The following is an 18,189-nucleotide window of genomic DNA, read 5'->3' on the forward strand; positions in this document are numbered from 1 at the left end:
ATTTTTGTTAACATAGTTTAGTTTTATTCTGCCGACCTACTTACGTATAAGCGATGAAAGATTAAGAGAGTTGCAAGGGGAGAGTGGAGAAGTTGAAGAAAATTGTCCCCTCTGCCCCTCTGCTCCTCTGCCCAATGCCCAATGCCTCTAACTTTCTGCTTCTTGCTCAGTTTCTAGAGATGCTGAAAAATAGCTATTAATCCAATTCAGTAAGGGCACTAGTGACACTAGCATACAAGCAGAGTAGAGATCGCCACCCCAACCCTCATGCAGCCATTTAAAAGCCGCTTCTTGACCCGTGCCGTGAAAGAAAGTCAGTAAAGTATTACGAATGATATTGGCAGTAATACTAACGATCGCAGCAAGAGATAAAAACGATATAGTTGTCCGCCGTGAAGATAAAGCATCTGTCCAATAAAGCAGCATCAAGCCCACGTAGAGAGTCGTAAACAACATTTTCAGCCCTGCACAATAGGGAGCAACTTCTACAATCCGCCCTCCCACGTAAAGATTGATTTCATCTACGGTTACTTCCATACCAAATTGATTCAGTATGAAGCCTGCTGTACCAGCGATGAAGCTTTGCAGAGGCATGGTATAGGGAGCAATGAGATAGGGTAATGCTGTTGGGGTGGCTAAAAATACTAGTAGTAGAGGGAATCCTTGTAATCGCAAACCTGCTATTCCCTTAAACCACAAGCATAATCCGACTAATATCACGGGCAATGAAAGGTTAACCCACTCTGTAACACCGCTAAGATAAAAAACTGCCCCTAATAACAATAAAACAGCGCCCAAAGGATTGATGGTATCTGGCAAACGCCTCCACTTTTTCCGGTTCATCCAGCCCAGATAAGCCGCAAATGGTAGACCAATAATCCCGTGGCTGAAATATTCGTGTTCTGTACTGATATTTTTGTGCAACCAACCATCCAACCAATGTAGCAATATTGGAGCATAAAGCAGCAGCAAAACGCCTAAAATAGCTAGATTTAACAAGCCTGATGCGTTTATATTTTTAACCTGTTGCTGGAGTGCCATGATTTTAAGTATTAGTCATTGGTCATTGGTCATTAGTCAGTAGAGACGCGATTAATCGCGTCTGTACAATGGTCATTGGTCATTAGTCATTGGTCATTTGCAAAGGACAAATGACAAAGGACAAAGGACAAATTAAGTATGAATTAACTTCAGGCTACCACGCTGCCAAGGTCAGCAGGAGATAGATTATCTGCCTGATAACTTGTTGAGACTGCATTGGCGATCGCTGCTACAACTTCTTTAACTTGGCTACTACTCAAACCAGGATACATCGGTAATGATAATATTTGCTTTGACAATTTCTCTGCTTGGGGAAAATCTCCCGGTTGATAGCCTAAGTTGGTGAATGCTGGCTGGAGATGACAAGGAATTGGATAGTGAATACCAGTTTGAATTCCTGCTGCTGTGAGTTTTTCCTGGAGTTGCTGGCGTTCTATTGGGCAAGAATCATCTACTTTAATCACATAAAGATGATACACGTGTCCTGTATCACTTTGATTTTCTATAGGGATAATTCCAGCAGTTGCCAAGGGTGCTAGTTCACTATCATACTGCTGGGCAATAGTCAGGCGATCGCGATTCCACTGGGGTAAATATGGGAGTTTTTTGTGCAAAATCGCTGCTTGCAAAGTATCCAAGCGGCTATTCGTACCTAGTTCAGTATGAAAATACTTTTGCGATGCACCATAATTTCGCAAGCGTACCATCTTCTGGGCTACATCTGAATCTCGTGTTAGCAGCATTCCGCCATCCCCAAATGCTCCCAAATTTTTGCTGGGATAGAAACTAAAAGCTGCTGCTATTCCTATTGAACCAGCGTAATATCCGTCTCTTTGGGCAAGATGTGCTTGGGCGGCATCTTCAAAAATTAGGAGTTTGTAGGTATCGGCAAAGTTTACTAAATCGCGTGGTGATACCATCTGACCATAGAGATGCACAGGGATAATTGCTTTAGTATGAGGCGTAATTGCCTTTGCAGCGGCTTCTAAGTCAATTAAAGCAGTTTGGCGATCGCAATCTACCAAAATTGGCTTGGCCCCAGCACGTAGCACCCCAATTAAGGTGGCGATAAAAGTATTTGCTGGTAAAATTACTTCATCGCCAGCACCAATATTACACGCTTGTAATCCCAGAGCGATCGCATCTGTTCCTGATGCCACACCAACTCCATAAGCTGCCCCAGACACTGCCGCAAATGCTGCTTCAAAATCTGAAAGTGCTTGCCCTAAAATAAAATCTCCCCGTTCCAATACAGATTGGATTGCATCTTGTAATTGCGTTTGAATTGGTTCGTGTTGTAACTTTAGGTCTACAAAAGGAACTCTAATAGTCATTTTCTTCATTACCATTCGTCCTCAAAAAATATTTTCTCGCCTGGAAAAAATAGAAAATATTGTACAATTTTCGGCATGAAATTGTAATAGATTTAATCTATTGGATCAAGGCTTAGATCAACTATTTAGTCGGTTATAGTTAATTCAAAATCACGCCCTCTTAATTTGAGCGCCCGAAGTTGCCATCAGAGTTCTCTGAAGCCGCCACTCCAACTTCTCTCAAAATTCCAAAAGTTTAGAAACTGGGCTTTTCAATAATTTGGTAGCTTGCTAATCCGTAGGGATATGGTTGACCTATTTAGATCATCCTGCACTAGGATTATCATGTCTGGGTGCTAGCTGTTATCAGTAAAATGTCTATATTTAATTACACTAACATCGATTTTTTTTAAGTAAATTTACTTTGAATGTTCCAGTAAAAATTTTCCCTTATATACATAAAGAATAACAGCCCCTTTGTATTGTATCCTTAGCATTAGCTTACCCTGGCTGAATCCAAATCTAACGCAGTCTGATTGCCAAATCTCAAGCAAGAAAGACTACACCAGTGCTAAATAAAGAACATTCAGCACCAGTAACTAGTAACTAGCAGACACCACATCTTGGCTTAATGGAAGGGAGAAAAAATTTTTGCCCTAAATTTGTTTGTCAGAGGCAAAATTAGGGAATGCTTAAAAATAGCAATTGATAACCTAGAAATAGGACTTGGATCAATTACACGATTGAGAAATTATTAAGGTAGCAGTGGCAATGATAGAGCCTGAAAACAAATTATTTGCCCTAAAGGATGGTTGGGATTCTCATGAATCAAGAGAACAACAACGCCTCAAAGCTTTGTCCGATTTAGGTTTGCGGCAACCAGAAACGATTCCGGTTTTTGAAGAAGCCACACAGACTGCTGCCCACTTTTTGGAAGCACCAATTTCCATATTGGGATTTGTGGATCAGGAACGCCATTGGTTCAAATCGGCGATAGGCTTATCTAGACTGGGACTAATGAATCATTTGGCACAAAGCCGCCAACTACTACGCCGGGAATCATTTTGCACTCAGGTAGTAGACAGCTTTCAAATATTTGTAATTAATGATACGCATAAACTTACTGACCCAGTACTTGCTGGCAGCAAGTTAGTGCAAGATTATGGTATTCGTGCTTACTTAGGAGCGCCATTAATTGATGCTGAGGGACATTGTTTGGGTGCATTAGCGGTGATGGATTTAGTCCCGCGCAATTTTACAACCCGAGACATTGAGTTTTTACAAATCATCGCTCGTTGGAGCATGAGTGAATTTGAACGTAACCGACTTCTGCAAGGGAAACTTGAATCAAACGCTTCCAAGAACGTTCCGATATTTTCACTTAATGAGGAACGTAACACAGAGATTAAAATCACTGCATCCACTCAAGATAGCAACTCTGTTTCTACTAAGCAACTGAAGCTAGAACTTTTGAGTCAGCTAACTCAGGAGTTACGCACGCCCTTAACATCTGTACTCGGTATGGCTAGTGTTTTAGGACGTGAGATTTATGGGCCTTTGACGACTAAACAGAGAGAATATTTGGAAATTATCCAACACAGTGGTCGGTACTTACTTTCCCTAGTAAACGAAATTACCGAACTTGGAGCTATGGATGAAAACTCAACTGTGCTAAATCTAGCTCCTGTGGATATTGAAATGCTATGCCAACAAGCTATCAATACCCTAGAAGAAGTAGCTAATCGCCGCGAGCAAGATATTCGCCTGTCTATAGAACCGGGACGCAGTCGCATTTGGCCTTTAGATAAAGACAAGGTGCGGCAAATGCTTTATCACCTGGTTTTCAGTGTGATTCAACTTTCGGCTACAGGTAGTATTGTTCGCATTCATGTTTCTTACAAAGAAGATACGCTCAACGTTACTATTTGGGTTTCCCATCCCTGGTTAGGGGACGGCATAACAGAGGTAGATCCTTACTTCCGTCTCAATTCTTTGTCGCTGCTGGAGCTTACAGGTGAGGTAGCAACTTACAATACTTATACAGAAAGACAAGAGCAACTAGATACTTCATCAGTAGCAGTGGAGAATTCCAAAAACCTGAGTGATTCCCACTCAAATTTATTTGCTACTAGTTCAGGTATAAATTTAGCTAAATCACATGGAAGTCTTTCTCGTGAAAGCTTGGGTTTATTACTAAGTTGTCAACTGGCAGAATTGCATGGCGGACATATTTTGATTCAAGGTTCACCAGAATCAGGATATCGTTATGTGCTTTCTTTGCCGTTGCAACTGGCGACTTCCTCACCAGCAATTAGCGATGTCTGATTGTGGGGATTGGGGAAGGTGGGGCCCTTGAAGGGGATAAGGGGTAATGGAGATTGGGAAAGACGTATTTTCTATTTATATTTCATTAGTTCGTAGCGAATTCTCTGTGTGCTTCTGCACTTACCTATGCCTTTAAATTTCAACCCTGAATTCGCCACCATTTTACGTCAAGCTGTACTAAGTATATGAAGAACTATCTTAACTTCCTATTGGCTGATGGCTAGGAATAAGAATGCCATCACATGATGTGTAATCTCTAGTCAATACCTTTTTATAGCTATAGGCATTATGATCAATTCCAAGTTCTGCGTCGGCAGGCTAATCGATCGCAATGTTTTTTATGAATTTAGTCTGGCAACGATTTACTCTATCAACTTTACCGCTCAAAGAATATCTTGCTACCAGTTATGTACACCGCTCTCTGGTGGGGTTGCTAAGTTCTTGGCGGCAAACTAGCGTCTTACTCCAGTGGGGAGATGCGATCGCAGCGGCTTTACTTAGCTTAATATATGCTCTAGCACCTTTTGCTTCGAGTGCGTTGGTGGGTTTTTTGCTGGTGGCTTGTGTCGGATTTTGGCTGTTGTTGACTTTATCCGATCAAGTAACACCAGCAAATGTCTCATCAGTCACTCCCATTCACTTGCTGGTATTGCTTTACTGGGGAGTTGCCGCAGTTGCAACAGCATTATCACCAGTGAAAAAGGCGGCACTTAACGACTTGGGAACCTTGACCTTGTATTTGCTATTATTTACCCTTTGTGCCAGGGTATTAAGGTCGCCTCGTCTCCGTTCTTGGATTATCATCCTTTATCTGCACGTATCGTTAATTGTTAGTGTATACGGGTTGCGGCAATGGTTTTTTGGAGCCACAGCACTGGCGACTTGGGTTGATCCAGAATCTCCTCTGTATAAGACTACAAGAGTCTACAGTTATTTAGGCAATCCCAACTTATTGGCTGGATACCTCTTACCAGCAGTAATTTTTAGCTTAGTGGCAATTTTTGCATGGCAAAGCTGGCCTAAGAAAGCTCTTGCATTAACGATGCTAATTGTCAATAGTTCTTGCCTAATTCTAACTTTTAGTCGTGGCGGTTGGATTGGACTAGTGGTGGCAGTTTTAGCTGTGATGGCATTGCTAGTTTATTGGAAAAGCGTGGAAATGCCTCGTTTTTGGCGTACTTGGTCACTACCGATTGTCTTGGGAGGTTTGATTGGCATATTGGTGCTAGCAGTGATATTTGTAGAGCCAGTGCGGCTGCGAGTGTTCAGTATTTTTGCCGACCGTAAGGATAGCAGTAATAATTTTCGCCGAAATGTGTGGGATGCTGTTTTTGAAATGATTCGCGATCGCCCGATTTTCGGCATTGGGCCTGGTCACAACTCTTTTAATAAAGTTTATCCCCTCTACCAACGCCCTCGTTATACTGCTTTGAGCGCCTATTCGATATTGTTTGAAGTGACTGTAGAAACAGGCTTTGTAGGTTTAGCCTGCTTTCTCTGGCTACTAATTGTCACATTTAATACGGCACTTTTGCAAGTGCGACGATTGCGGCAAATCAGAAGTTTAGAGGGATTTTGGTTAATCGGAGCGATCGCTATTTTGTTGGGTATGCTAGCTCACGGCACTGTAGATACTGTCTGGTATCGTCCTGAAGTCAATACCCTCTGGTGGCTGATCGTTGCCTTAATTGCCAGTTACTGGACACCTTTAGCTCAAAACCAGACGAATTCAACTAATTCAGAACCAGCAACAAACTAATATAAAAAAGAATTCAGAAGTCAGAATCCAGGAGTCAGAACAAGAAAGTGGAGGATTCAGACCCGCCACTAATTGTAAACCACCAAATTCTCAATTTGGTGGGGATCTTAAACCCACTTATTCATCTGCCAGTCGTACAGAATTCATGCTGAATTCTAACTCCTGACTCCTGAATTCTTTGTTGATAAATAAGTTGTCAATTGTTTTCTTACCGAATAACTGACAACTTTTGAATTTTGCATAAATAAATTTTGAATTGTCTAGTCTCTGTAGGTAGTGGCACTTGGGGCATTAGGGTCGCGATAAGCTACAGGTTCGTGATTGCGCTTATTACCAGTCAACCCAGCTAGACCGAATAAACCAAGCAATCCTAGCCAACCCCAATCAAAATCGTTGCGATCGTTAGTGGTCGTTGTTGGAGCAGTAGTGGCTCCGGGGTCATTATTTGTCTGAGCTTGTGCAGATAGAGTTAAAGGTAAAATTCCCATACTCAAGGTGAGAACACCAGCGCCAACAGCTGTAATGAAATTACTTTTCATAGGTTGTGAAAATTCCTGATGATATCTGAATTTACTCACCAATGTATCGAGTCTCAACTTTAACAAAATCAATCTGCGGCTATAAACTAGACATTTTCATAACTCACACTGTAGATATACAACATGGTTTTCACAGCAATCCCTTTCTCACTCTTTGTGGTAGTTTAGCAACACCGATCCTTAATAGCTTTTCATTGCTCGTTGAATGTCACGCTGGTCTTGGCGTCGTTTCAGGTCTTCTCGTTTATCGTGGAGCTTTTTACCTTTGCCAAGGGCTATACTCACTTTTAGCCAGCCTCGTTTAAGATACATTTTCAAAGGGATTAAAGTTAAACCCTGTTGTTCGACTTTACCAATTAGCTTACGGAGTTCTTGGCGATGCAATAGTAGCTTGCGTGTACGCCGTGGTTCATGATTGAAATATTGTCCACTAGCGTTGTAAGGCGAGATATGCACATTGATCAACCATGCTTCGCCATTGCGAAGCAAAGCATAGCCATCTTGGAGATTGACTTTCCCCGCACGAATCGACTTCACCTCTGTTCCTGTCAACTCAATTCCAGCTTCGTAAGTTTCTAGAATTTCATACAAATAACGGGCTTGACGGTTGTCGCAAATAACTTTGTAACCTTCGTTCTTGTCGCTCATTGATAATTTTGTGTGCTTTAAATGTACCTAAAAAATTATTTGGATTGGCTTGTAAATTATAGGGTGTATCTTAGAACCGCTATAAATGGTGAACTGTATATCACTAATTTAGCTTTTCTAAGTTCACAATTAAGGTTTTCTGGCAACTTTAAGTTAACTGATACCGATTACCTCTGAGGTTTCATAGAACAAGTTGCTTGAGCAACTTGTCTCACCAAGCCTGATTTTATGCAGTTTCACACAACCTCCTGATAGTTTGGGAAGCCGCGCATCTTCAGATCGCAAAGGAACAAACAACGGGCGGTTAAAACCGCCGTCAGTCTAACGGGGCAGTCGCTTGATGTAGTCGTGAATAACTTCTGAAATCTGTCGAAATGTTGAGTCTGCATAATTTTTCAAACGCTCAAATTCAGCCTCGGGCAATCGAACTCGTAACAATTTATCGCGGGACATAATGTAGCTGTTATTGTGCTAAAATTATTCGACGTCGAAATGTTGCTAGGGCACTGTTCGCTACGCAGAAACGGCTTCGCCAGTAGACGAGTGTTGACGAGTAACACGCAAACCGTAGCAAGGGGGCTGTCCCAGAATTGCCTGGGTTGTAGAAACAGACTCTATCTAGCCAAACGAGTATCTTTGGATGTTTAGGAGTAGGGGTAGGGCGCGTGTAAGCCAGCCTGGAGGCTCGAACTTTGTATCAGTTCCACAGCGATGTGAAGGGATACTTGGCTCAGGGCTACTGAAAATCCCTGATTCTGGAGCGCGGGGGCATTTGCCCCCGCGCTTTCAGCTTTCTTGTAAGCTTATAAATAGGACTTACACATCAAGTAGGGGCAATACCCTGTGGAAAGCCGCTTCTCTACGAAAAACTCCGCGTAATTTGCTTGTTTGCGTTTACATAAAATTGCCCCTACAGAAAATCAAGATTTTCACTCCCTTTTTGCATAAGTCCTGACAAAGAATTGATCTGACGCTAATGATGATGATGATTTGTTACAAATTACAAAGCTCTTTATGACACCTAAGCACAGGGAGTCTAGGTGGTTACACTTCCTTAACCTTCCTAATGATTTAAGATTTTCTTTATAAATAAACCCTCAGAGCAGTCATTAGCTGGTAATCCTGTCATAGTATGAAACATAAGAACACTATTATTGGCTGTGTTCACTAACGGAGTACATAAAAACAAATTTCTGAGTAAAAAAATGCTAGGGGTGTATTATCCATGCCCTTGACGATCCTTGTAGTGGATGATGATTTGGGCACTCGTCTGTCTGTTAGCGACTATCTTGAACTGTCTGGCTACTCAGTGATCACGGCTAATGACGGTCAAGAGGCTTTGTTTATGGTGGATGAGTATCATCCTGATTTGATTGTCACGGATATTGTTATGCCACAGATGAATGGCTATGAGCTGGTGCGCCGAGTGCGTCAACAACCAGTGTTTCGTTTATTGCCTGTAATTTTATTAACGGCACGCATTAAAACTCAAGAAAGAATTCTGGGCTACCAGTCAGGATGCGATTTATATTTACCCAAACCTTTTGAACTGGAAGAGTTAGCAGCAGCAATCCGCAATCTTTTGGAGCGATCGCAAATTATCCAATCAGAATATCGTTTTTCTCATAAAGACGGTTTGAGCATTTCCGGCTTGACAAAAGCGGAGGATGCCCATAATTCTCTGTCCACTCAAATTCAGAAATCCCATCTGCACTCAGCCCTAACTCATAGAGAACAGGAAGTCTTAGAGTTATTGACTCATGGTCTTTCTAATGCCGAAATGGGTCATCAACTACACCTGAGTCCTCGAACAGTGGAAAAATACGTTAGCAGTTTATTGAGAAAAACCTCAACCAGCAACCGCGCGGAATTAGTCCGTTTTGCGATGAAGCATGGTTTAGTGGAATAAAAGTTAGGAGTTAAAAGTGAGGAGTGAGGAATTAAAACTCCTAACTTCTATTTTTTACGCGATCGCGCCTTTGCCCAATTAGCTGAGATTCCTGGTTTAATCCCTACAGGGGATGCTTGCGATCGTTTACCTCACCATGTCAGTATGTGCCTACAACACGCCGATGGGGAAAAACTTAGCGGTAAAACCTTGGTACGACAGCTAAACCTTGCAGGTATCGGCATCAGTGCTGGTGCTGCCTGTCACAGTGGTAAACTTAGTCCTAGCCCAATATTATTAGCGATGGGCTATTCTGAAAAAGCTGCTTTGGGGGGAATTCGCATCACATTGGGACGTGATACGACTGAAGCTGATATAGATTGGACGGTAATGGTGTTGAAGCAAGTTTTGCAAAGGCTAACACCGGATTTATCTTTAGTTAAGCGTTAAATGATTGGCAAAAATGTTAGTATTTCAAATGTTGCTCATTGTTTTTGTGCTGCTGTTATGGGTGATATTAGCTCTTTGTATCAGGGCTGTTGAAAGCGTCAAACCAGTTCTTTAAACCATGAGTCTATCTTACTAATAATATTTGTGCTATAAAGCCTAAGCTTATTAAGAGCTTAAAACTAAAAATCAAGGTTTTCAAGCACATTTTATGAAAACAAATAGGGATTTTTAGAGTAGTGGGATAGGTTTATGTAAAATTTTTTAGTCTATCTCCTATGCAATCATGCTAGATGAGTTAAACCTTAAGTAGAAAGGCACAAATTAAAAAACTAAGTCAAAAAAGATAAACAATGCTAAAACTCCCTTTCTTTGCACCTCTACCCTCATTGCAACAATAGATATTTACACCGACCTACTTAACTCATGAAAATCATAAGAAACACAATGCCAATTTCAGATTTATTTAATCAGATGTTAAGCGGTGAGCTTACTGTCAATAGGAGTTATCAAAGAAGTTCAGGTCTTTGGCCACAAAATGCTAGATCGTACTTCATTGATATTGTCTTAAATGAATTTCCATTTCCCAAAGTTGTGATCAGGCAAGTGGTAGATATAAAAACGAGAAAGACGAAAAGGGAAATAATTGATGGCCAGCAAAGATTAACGACTATTAAGGATTATATAGAAGATAAGTTTAAGTTATCAAATGTAAGTAAAAACTATCAAGGTTTATATTTTACAGGACTAGAAGATGATGTGCAATCTAAATTTTTAGGTTATGAAGTGTCAACAGACACCATAATTTCGGCTACAGAAGAAGAGATTTTAAAAATATTTAGGAGGATAAATTCATATACTTTGCCTCTTAAAGATGCGGAGAAAAGACATGCCTCATATCAAGGTGATTTTAAGTGGTTTATCAAAGATACACTTGAGGACTATGTTATCTCAAAGCTAAATATCCTCACGATATAATTGAAGCAAAAGAGATTAGCTCAGGGAAAATTGCGATTAATTCATGGATCGAAAATATGAATGGTTTCTTAAACTATCTTTGAATTAATTCTGATCATCTAATTGGTACGATTGCCACTCTTATAAGAAGGACAAAAACATCATGAACACTGCTAAACTCACCACTGATGGCACTCACCAAATGGTCATTTTGCCCGAAGATTTCCAACTCCCTGGCACTGAAGTTTATATCAAAAAAATTGGTAACGCTATTGTCCTCATTGCCAAAGATAACCCCTGGCAATCCCTCATTGATAGTCTAGACAATTTTTCTGATGACTTCATGACTACCAGAAATCAGCCACTCGTCGACACCAGAGAAACCTTTTAAATGCGATACCTGCTTGATACCAACATCTGTATTTACCTCATCAAGCAAAAACCCCAAAAAGTACTGGATAAATTCCAAACCCTTAGCATTTCTGATGTTGGTATCTCCTCCATCACCGTTGCTGAACTCGAATACGGAGTTGCTAAAAGGAGCTAGTGCGTTGGGCGGCTTTGCCGACTTGAAGCAACTAGCGTCCAACAGCAAGAGAAAAACCGCATCGCCCTGATGCAATTTCTGCTACCTCTAGAAATTGTTGAATTCAATCAATCATCTGCAACGATTTACGGCAGCATCAGAAGTGATCTCGAAAGTAGAGGACTTATTATTGGTGCAATGGATATGCTCATTGCTTCTCATGCGCTGAGTTTAGGAGTTATCCTCGTTACTAATAATGTACGAGAGTTTTCTCGTATTCCTACCCTCCTATTAGAAAACTGGGTTGAGTAGTTGTCAATATGCAAGGTGTGATATATTGTGTTGCTGGCCTCCTGTAATATCAATCTGAATAACTTTAAGATCAATAGAAATCAGCATCATGAGTATTATCGTCTTCGGCAGCATAAATATAGACTTGGTAGCAACAACACCCCGGTTGCCAGTTGCAGGAGAAACGTTGCTAGGAGAAGACTTTTTTAAAGTTTCGGGAGGTAAAGGAGCCAATCAAGCTGTAGCATTAGCAAAATTGGGCATTCCTACCCAAATAGTGGGGCGTGTAGGCGCAGACGATTTTGGTACGGAACTTGTTAACAATTTGCAAGCATCTGGTGTACAGACTGATAACATTTTTGTGGATGAAACTGTTAGTTCTGGAGTCGCTATTATCACCGTGAGTCAGACTGGTGAAAATCAAATCGTCGTTATTCCTGGTGCAAATGGGCGCGTCAATCAAGAAGATGTAGAACGATTATCCCACTTTTTACCAGAAGCTAAAGCACTACTTTTACAACTAGAAATTCCTATTAATGCCGTGGTTGCTGCTGCTAAAATGGCACAAGTTGCAAACATAAAAGTGATTTTTGACCCTGCACCCGCACAATCTAATTTACCAGATGAACTCTATCCATTGGTAGACATTATTACACCAAATGAAGTTGAAGCAGCGCAGTTGGTTGGTTTTCTTGTAAATGGAGAGGAACAAGCAGCCAAAGCCGCTATGGTTTTGTTGGAAAGAGGTGTGAAATGTGCGATCGTCAAACTGGGTGCTAAGGGTGTTTTTTGTGCCACTGCTGAAGAAAAGTTTTTTTTACCCGCGTTTTCAGTTCATGCAGTTGACACAGTAGCCGCAGGCGATGCTTTCAATGGTGGTTTAGCGGCGGCACTTTTTGAAGGACTTTCCTTACATCAAGCAGTTATTTGGGGTGCAGCAGCAGGTGCTTTGACAGCGACAAAACCAGGCGCACAAACTTCGCTACCGGATAGGTTTACATTTGATGCATTTCTTAAGGAAAGGGGAATGAATGGTGGTTTTCAAGGGTAGGTATTTAAACCAATTCGCAATTCGCAATTCGCAATTAGGTGTTATAACGGGGATTTAGAAAGAGCCACAACACTTGCGGCTTGATAGAAACCGGGGATTTAAACCCCTACACTTTGTTAAATTTACTTATCGTCGGCTAATAATATAGAATTCATACTGAATTCTTTTTTATTTTCCAATTCACAAGCACAATGACGAAAGTTACACTCTACATTGCAGCTAGTTTGGATGGCTACATTGCTCGCAGGGATGGCACAATTGAGTGGCTATCAATCCTTGATACAGAAGGTGAAGACTACGGTTACACTGCTTTCTACGAATCGATTGATGCGATCGTCTTAGGTAGCAAGACGTATGAAGTAGGGCTAGGTTTTGATCGATGGCCTTATCCAGAAAAAAAATCCTTCGTATTCACCCAACGTAATTTTCAATCCGATCGTGAGGACATTGTGTTTGTTTCTGACCCAGTAAAACAGGTATTAGCGAATATAGAGGCTCAAGGCTTTAAAAATATCTGGCTAGTTGGTGGCGGAGAATTAATTAATTCGTTTCTTCAGCATAGCTTGATTGACGAATATATTATTTCAACGATTCCAATTATCTTAGGTGGCGGTATACATCTTTTTCCACCATCTAACCATCAAGAAAAGTTGGAGCTGATTAACTCACAACAATATCCAAGTGGTTTACTTCAAGCACATTATAGGCGAAAAGTAAATAATTAAAATAATTCGTAATCCTTAATGATATTCTCTACGAATTACGAATTACGAATTAGCTAAACAAGCTTTTGAACAGCGTTGCTAAAGTCTTCGTAAGGAGAAACCCCCACTATAGTTTCTGCTAAAATACCATCTTTAAAAATTAAAACAGCTGGAATACTACGAAGACCAAATTTTTTGAAAATTGGCTTATTGTTGTCAACGTCTACCTTAACAACTTTAGCGCGACCTTTGTATTCTTGGGCAAGTTGATCCATTAACGGACTGACTAAGCGACAAGGGCCACACCAAGTAGCAGTAAAATCAACAACAACAACTTTCTCTTCACTTCCATTTAAAACAACATCAAATTCACTTTCTTCAACGTAAGCAACTATGTCAGTATCAGTAGACATTTTTTAATTCCTTAGTGTCAAACTAAAATTTCAGCAAAAAGCTAACCTATAGAAACTATACTCCCTTCTGAGTGTCAGATTCATTAGTTACCTACATTCATTGAGAAACCCCACAGATGAGTTTTGCTTGCTAGGGTATATTTAATAACTTATAATCTTTGTACGTAGAGTGCGTTATGCGATCGCACCCTACCAACAAACCTAATCCAAAAACCCATACCTTCAAGGCGTAGAAGCGTCAATACTCATCCTGCCGATCAAACAGTTCTAACAACCCAATTGTACCTACAAAAAAAGTATAAGTAGCATATTTTATTGGCATTTTTTGTCTTGAAGGTGCATAAAAAGCTGCTATGATGCTCTCAATAAAATGGCTCATTATGGCAAAACGCTCAATCCAAAAAATTGGATTAAGGCTGCTTGATACATTAATATTAGTTATTACTGCATAAATATTCCACGATTCCAATCCAATTGCGCTTGTTATGAGCATTGTAGATATAATCTTTACAAAGGTATAAATCTTTTTCTTGATAAACTTTAAGTCCATACTGTTTATAAAAATAATATTTAACATATATACAAGACTTGGGAAATTAACAGACAAATTAATGTGTCTACCTAAAAATCCGCCCTAAGTCAATCAATCTTATATAAGGTTTTCTAATCCTATCAGGTACATCATAGTCCCTTCCTTGCTTGCAGGGGTTAGGGGTAGGTTTTTTGTAACTCACTAAGAATAGCTGTAGCAGTCCTAAATCATTTGTGAAAATTATATAGGCATTTTCAATCAGGTGAGGTACAAGTATGCAAATAGACCTAGCCCCCTAACCCCCTTCCCGCTTCGGTAAGCTACGGTGTATACACAAGTCTGAAGTTGCTCAAGAATCTGGGTTTTACCCCATCCTAACCACTGCTTAAACCAATTCGCTTTTTCGCCCATTCGCAATTCGCTTTTTCCGTGTTGTAACGGGAATAAAGACAAGAGCCACAACACTTGCGGCTTGATAGAAGCTGGGGACTTATACCAATTCTTTATAAACAAACTTGCACTAAATAATTTAATCTCTCTTATTGGCGTTCTTCTCTGACGAGACGCTGCGCGTTCGTGTAGCGTTCCGAAGGAAAGGCGGTTCGTTTCCTTATCTATATTTTTCACGACTCCTGCAAGGATTGCTATATATTTAAAAAATAACAAAAGTATGGAATAATACATAGGTGAAAAGTTTCATCGCACTCCATAGATTGATAATAAATGTAAAGCTATGATTGCTCAACATTACAACTCAATTCATGTTGAAAATAACTTGCTTAAACAAATCAAAATTAAAGAAAATCAGCTAAAAATTGCACAAGAGTCTGAGATGCTTCATGTAGCAGAAGAATTGCAGAGTCAATTATTAAAGCTACAGTCTCAATTATCAGAGCCACAAGAGCAAGACCTTGAAATTCAAGCGTTGATGAGTTTGCTAGACGATTGAAATTGTAAATTTATATTGCAAACTTGATTCACAATACAAAATCTCTGTTAATCAAAAACAGAATATAGTAATTTTGATACCTGGGGATATAGGTTATGTGCTATAGCTGAAGAATTAACAGAACAAGAAGGAGCCGTAGAAGGGTGATGATTCTTACTTAGATAAGACGTTGGGGTTTTTGCTGAGTATGTGGTCTTTTGCTTTGCGGTACTGAATCAATCTTAAGAATAGGTTTAATTGGGCGCTGTTGCCTTTGATTAAGAATTTGAATTTCTTTCTCAATTGAATCTTTTCCTTGTCTAAAAAAGTCTTGAGAATTATAAGGCACCAAGTCACGGGATAAATGTTGAGCTTGTGCTGGCGTCAAACTAGGAACTGCTTGTTCAGCATTGGCAGAAGTCTGTACAGCTATTAAAAAAGCTATTGAAACCACCAATGGTTTGATTTTTGTACATCCGGTAAATATTAGGTTTGACATGATTGATACATCTGTTGTATAAATACAGTTTCCAACCATATTAGTGTTGGTCTAATTATAAACAAATTATACTTATTTCCTTGCTAATTACCTCCTACAAATGGATGAATTAATCAAATCAACTATTAGTACAATACAGCTACCATCTAAATTAACTAAATAAGTTGCTCAAGCAACTGGTTAAAGTTAGACAAACCTTCTGCCACTTGAAATTTCGATGGATGTTGAAAGCAAGAGAATTGTGCTAGATGTAAAGTGCTATTCAGTAGTGAATGGTATTTTCGCCTTTTGAAACACCTGCTCAACAGTAAATTGCAGTCCTTCAAATAAAGAATCTGTGAGTAATTCTTCTCCCATATAAGTTTGTGGTGCTGCATCTGAATAAAAAACAGTAATACTTCTGGCCTTGCTATCTAATACCCACACCCGCAGTACCTTAGCATCTAAATAGTCTTTGGCTTTAGCCGCCATTTGTCCAAAGGTTTGTCTCGGTGAGAGAGTCGCAGTCTTGGCGGTTTCCGTCGATTGCGTTAGCGCAGCGCTAGCGACGTTAGGAGCGTCACTCTCGAACCCGAAGGGTGAAATAATCTCAATCACCAAATCAGGAGGAACAGGACAAGCTTCGTTTTCATCCCAGTCTGCGGGTAAATGTTCATAAGAAATATACAAAATATCTGGAATTGGCATCCAATCTTGCCCCCGACGGGTCAATGCAACAGACCATTCAGGGCAAACTTCTCCTTTTCCCTCACACGATTGCTCAATCAAATTGAGAAGGACGCGGGTAAGTTTTGCGTGAAAAAATTTTGGTGACATCTTAGGAATTGCTTGACCATCAACAAGTTCGTAGGTGATATCTCCCTCGCCTGGTGGAAGATTCAAGAACTCTTGCAAGGTTAATTGATTCTTGGCTTGGAGTATCATGGCTCATTAATTCGTAATTCGTAATTGAAGGACAAAGCAACTAATACCAATTCAAAATTCAAAATTCACGCATTAAGAAAGCCAGACAGAACAAAGGTATGTCCGTATGTATCTGTCGCATTCTTTTTTCAAATTGGTATAAGTTTTATTCTGACTCCTGAATCCTGACTCCTGAATTCTTTTTCAAATTGTTCACATTCCTCGCAACACTTGCCGAATAATATCTGATGGCACTTCATCGGTAATTGTTACTACACCAATCTCTGTTGGTAAAACAAACCGCACTTTCCCGGCTTTGACTTTCTTATCTAACTGCAACGCCTCAATAATTGCTTCAATATCTAACCCATCTGGTAACTGAGTAGGTAAACCCGCTTTTTGAATTAAAGCATTTTGACGTTCTGTGTCTTCCTTGTGCCACAGTCCCAAATCCACAGCAATTTGACCGGCTGCTACCATACCAATAGCCACCGCTTCACCATGATTTACTAAACGATAACCAGTCAAACTTTCCACTGCGTGACCGATGGTATGACCATAGTTAAGAATTGCGCGTAATCCGCCTTCTTTCTCATCTTTGCCAACAACATCAGCTTTAGCTTGACAAGAGCGCATTAATATGGAATTGATTAGGTCAGGTTTGACATAGCGGAGTTGGTCGAGGCGTTTACTTGCTTCCAACTGGGCAAACAATTCGGCATCCCAAATCACACCGTACTTGATAACTTCTGCCATCCCGGCTCGAAACTCACGCATAGGTAGAGTTTTTAACACATCTGGGTCAATCAAAACCAAGCGCGGTTGATGGAATGCTCCAATTAAGTTTTTACCGTGGGGATGATTCACGCCAGTTTTGCCGCCAATTGCTGAATCTACCATCGCCAACAAAGAGGTAGGCACTTGGACAACATTAATACCGCGCAGCCAAGTTGCGGCTGCAAAGCCAGTCATATCCCCAACTACACCTCCGCCCAAAGCTACCATCGTAGAAGAACGTTCTAGGCGGTTTTCCAAGGCTACATCGTAGAGTTTTTGGATAGAATTGAGGGTTTTGTAGCGTTCACCAGGTAGTAGATTGCAACTAGCAACTTCAAATCCAGCAGATATTAGGGATGTAATTGCTCTTTCGCCAAAATGCTTAAAAATCGTCGGATTAGAAACCAGCAATACCTTCTTGCCCAGTTTCAGACTGGCCATCTGTTGACCGAGTTGATCTAAACTCGAACATGCGATCGCAATCTCATAAGACTGCTCTGGTAGATTTACATTAATTACAGAAGTCATTGCCCAACCCCAAACAAGCGCCCGTGGGCTGTATTGTATCGCAATCTAGAAAATGGGCATAGGGAATAGGGCATTGGGGATTGGTAAGAACCAAAGAAGCAGGGGGAGAAGTTGCAGTAA

General features: G+C 40.4%; 17 protein-coding genes and 2 pseudogenes. 10 read left to right on the forward strand and 9 right to left on the reverse strand.

What is annotated here, in order from left to right:
* Positions 1 to 147: 147 nt before the first annotated feature.
* Both crtB and RMY63_RS13295 read right to left on the reverse strand, forming a co-directional pair.
* On the reverse strand, positions 148 to 1,041 hold the full coding sequence (gene crtB, locus RMY63_RS13290; protein ID WP_322729154.1) for a cyanoexosortase B: 894 nt from the start codon (positions 1,039 to 1,041) through the stop codon (positions 148 to 150).
* Positions 1,042 to 1,190: 149 nt separating this feature from the next.
* The gene (locus RMY63_RS13295; protein WP_416212513.1) at positions 1,191 to 2,384 is read right to left on the reverse strand and encodes a DegT/DnrJ/EryC1/StrS family aminotransferase; all 1,194 of its coding nucleotides are present in this window, start codon (positions 2,382 to 2,384) and stop codon (positions 1,191 to 1,193) included.
* Between the two features lie 741 nt (positions 2,385 to 3,125).
* Between RMY63_RS13295 and RMY63_RS13300 the strand changes: the two genes are divergently transcribed.
* Positions 3,126 to 4,679 carry a GAF domain-containing sensor histidine kinase gene (locus RMY63_RS13300; RefSeq protein ID WP_322729155.1) on the forward strand — a complete coding sequence of 518 codons (1,554 nt, stop codon included), beginning with the start codon at positions 3,126 to 3,128 and terminating at the stop codon, positions 4,677 to 4,679.
* Between the two features lie 340 nt (positions 4,680 to 5,019).
* Positions 5,020 to 6,438: an IctB family putative bicarbonate transporter gene (locus RMY63_RS13305; RefSeq protein ID WP_322729156.1), complete on the forward strand. Its 1,419-nt coding sequence runs from the start codon at positions 5,020 to 5,022 to the stop codon at positions 6,436 to 6,438.
* A 260-nt stretch (positions 6,439 to 6,698) separates the two neighbouring features.
* On the opposite strand, the gene RMY63_RS13310 is transcribed toward RMY63_RS13305, so the two are convergent.
* The gene (locus RMY63_RS13310) at positions 6,699 to 6,977 is read right to left on the reverse strand and encodes a WGxxGxxG family protein (protein ID WP_322729157.1); all 279 of its coding nucleotides are present in this window, start codon (positions 6,975 to 6,977) and stop codon (positions 6,699 to 6,701) included.
* Between the two features lie 180 nt (positions 6,978 to 7,157).
* On the reverse strand, positions 7,158 to 7,625 hold the full coding sequence (smpB, locus tag RMY63_RS13315; RefSeq protein WP_094349892.1) for an SsrA-binding protein SmpB: 468 nt from the start codon (positions 7,623 to 7,625) through the stop codon (positions 7,158 to 7,160).
* A 1,225-nt stretch (positions 7,626 to 8,850) separates the two neighbouring features.
* Here smpB and RMY63_RS13320 point away from each other — a divergent pair.
* From RMY63_RS13320 to RMY63_RS13350, 7 genes and pseudogenes are all read left to right on the forward strand, one after another.
* Positions 8,851 to 9,534, forward strand: coding sequence for a response regulator transcription factor (locus tag RMY63_RS13320; RefSeq protein WP_322729158.1), 684 nt, complete (start codon positions 8,851 to 8,853; stop codon positions 9,532 to 9,534).
* 45 nt (positions 9,535 to 9,579) lie between these two features.
* A pseudogene (locus tag RMY63_RS13325) lies at positions 9,580 to 9,963 on the forward strand (cysteine desulfurase); the annotation flags it as partial.
* A 444-nt stretch (positions 9,964 to 10,407) separates the two neighbouring features.
* Positions 10,408 to 10,938, forward strand: a complete 531-nt coding sequence (locus RMY63_RS13330) for a DUF262 domain-containing protein (RefSeq protein WP_322729159.1) — start codon at positions 10,408 to 10,410, stop codon at positions 10,936 to 10,938.
* Between the two features lie 142 nt (positions 10,939 to 11,080).
* Entirely contained in the window at positions 11,081 to 11,308 is a 228-nt protein-coding gene (locus RMY63_RS13335) for a type II toxin-antitoxin system VapB family antitoxin (protein WP_322729160.1), read from the forward strand.
* Positions 11,309 to 11,755, forward strand: a pseudogene (gene vapC / locus RMY63_RS13340) (type II toxin-antitoxin system tRNA(fMet)-specific endonuclease VapC).
* Positions 11,756 to 11,843: 88 nt separating this feature from the next.
* Positions 11,844 to 12,785 carry a ribokinase gene (rbsK, locus tag RMY63_RS13345; RefSeq protein ID WP_322729161.1) on the forward strand — a complete coding sequence of 314 codons (942 nt, stop codon included), beginning with the start codon at positions 11,844 to 11,846 and terminating at the stop codon, positions 12,783 to 12,785.
* A 191-nt stretch (positions 12,786 to 12,976) separates the two neighbouring features.
* Positions 12,977 to 13,510 carry a dihydrofolate reductase family protein gene (locus RMY63_RS13350; RefSeq protein WP_322729162.1) on the forward strand — a complete coding sequence of 178 codons (534 nt, stop codon included), beginning with the start codon at positions 12,977 to 12,979 and terminating at the stop codon, positions 13,508 to 13,510.
* 53 nt (positions 13,511 to 13,563) lie between these two features.
* Here RMY63_RS13350 and trxA read toward each other — a convergent pair whose 3' ends face one another.
* Together trxA and RMY63_RS13360 are read right to left on the reverse strand one after the other, a co-directional pair.
* Positions 13,564 to 13,902 (reverse strand): thioredoxin, encoded by a 339-nt coding sequence (gene trxA / locus RMY63_RS13355; protein WP_322729163.1) that lies wholly within the window; start codon positions 13,900 to 13,902, stop codon positions 13,564 to 13,566.
* A gap of 238 nt (positions 13,903 to 14,140) precedes the next feature.
* Entirely contained in the window at positions 14,141 to 14,452 is a 312-nt protein-coding gene (locus RMY63_RS13360; protein ID WP_416212514.1) for a hypothetical protein, read from the reverse strand.
* A 715-nt stretch (positions 14,453 to 15,167) separates the two neighbouring features.
* Between RMY63_RS13360 and RMY63_RS13365 the strand changes: the two genes are divergently transcribed.
* A complete protein-coding gene (locus RMY63_RS13365) occupies positions 15,168 to 15,383 on the forward strand; it encodes a hypothetical protein (protein WP_322729165.1) in 216 nt (71 codons plus the stop codon).
* A 157-nt stretch (positions 15,384 to 15,540) separates the two neighbouring features.
* Here RMY63_RS13365 and RMY63_RS13370 read toward each other — a convergent pair whose 3' ends face one another.
* The 3 genes from RMY63_RS13370 to aroB all read right to left on the reverse strand — a co-directional run bounded on the left by RMY63_RS13370 (position 15,541) and on the right by aroB (position 18,069).
* Positions 15,541 to 15,861, reverse strand: coding sequence for a hypothetical protein (locus tag RMY63_RS13370; RefSeq protein ID WP_322729166.1), 321 nt, complete (start codon positions 15,859 to 15,861; stop codon positions 15,541 to 15,543).
* A gap of 258 nt (positions 15,862 to 16,119) precedes the next feature.
* The gene (locus RMY63_RS13375; protein ID WP_322729167.1) at positions 16,120 to 16,785 is read right to left on the reverse strand and encodes a Uma2 family endonuclease; all 666 of its coding nucleotides are present in this window, start codon (positions 16,783 to 16,785) and stop codon (positions 16,120 to 16,122) included.
* Positions 16,786 to 16,977: 192 nt separating this feature from the next.
* Positions 16,978 to 18,069 (reverse strand): 3-dehydroquinate synthase, encoded by a 1,092-nt coding sequence (gene aroB / locus RMY63_RS13380; protein WP_322729168.1) that lies wholly within the window; start codon positions 18,067 to 18,069, stop codon positions 16,978 to 16,980.
* Positions 18,070 to 18,189: the final 120 nt, after the last annotated feature.

It is taken from the genome of Nostoc sp. ChiQUE01b, assembly GCF_034531255.1.
GTDB lineage: Bacteria > Cyanobacteriota > Cyanobacteriia > Cyanobacteriales > Nostocaceae > Nostoc.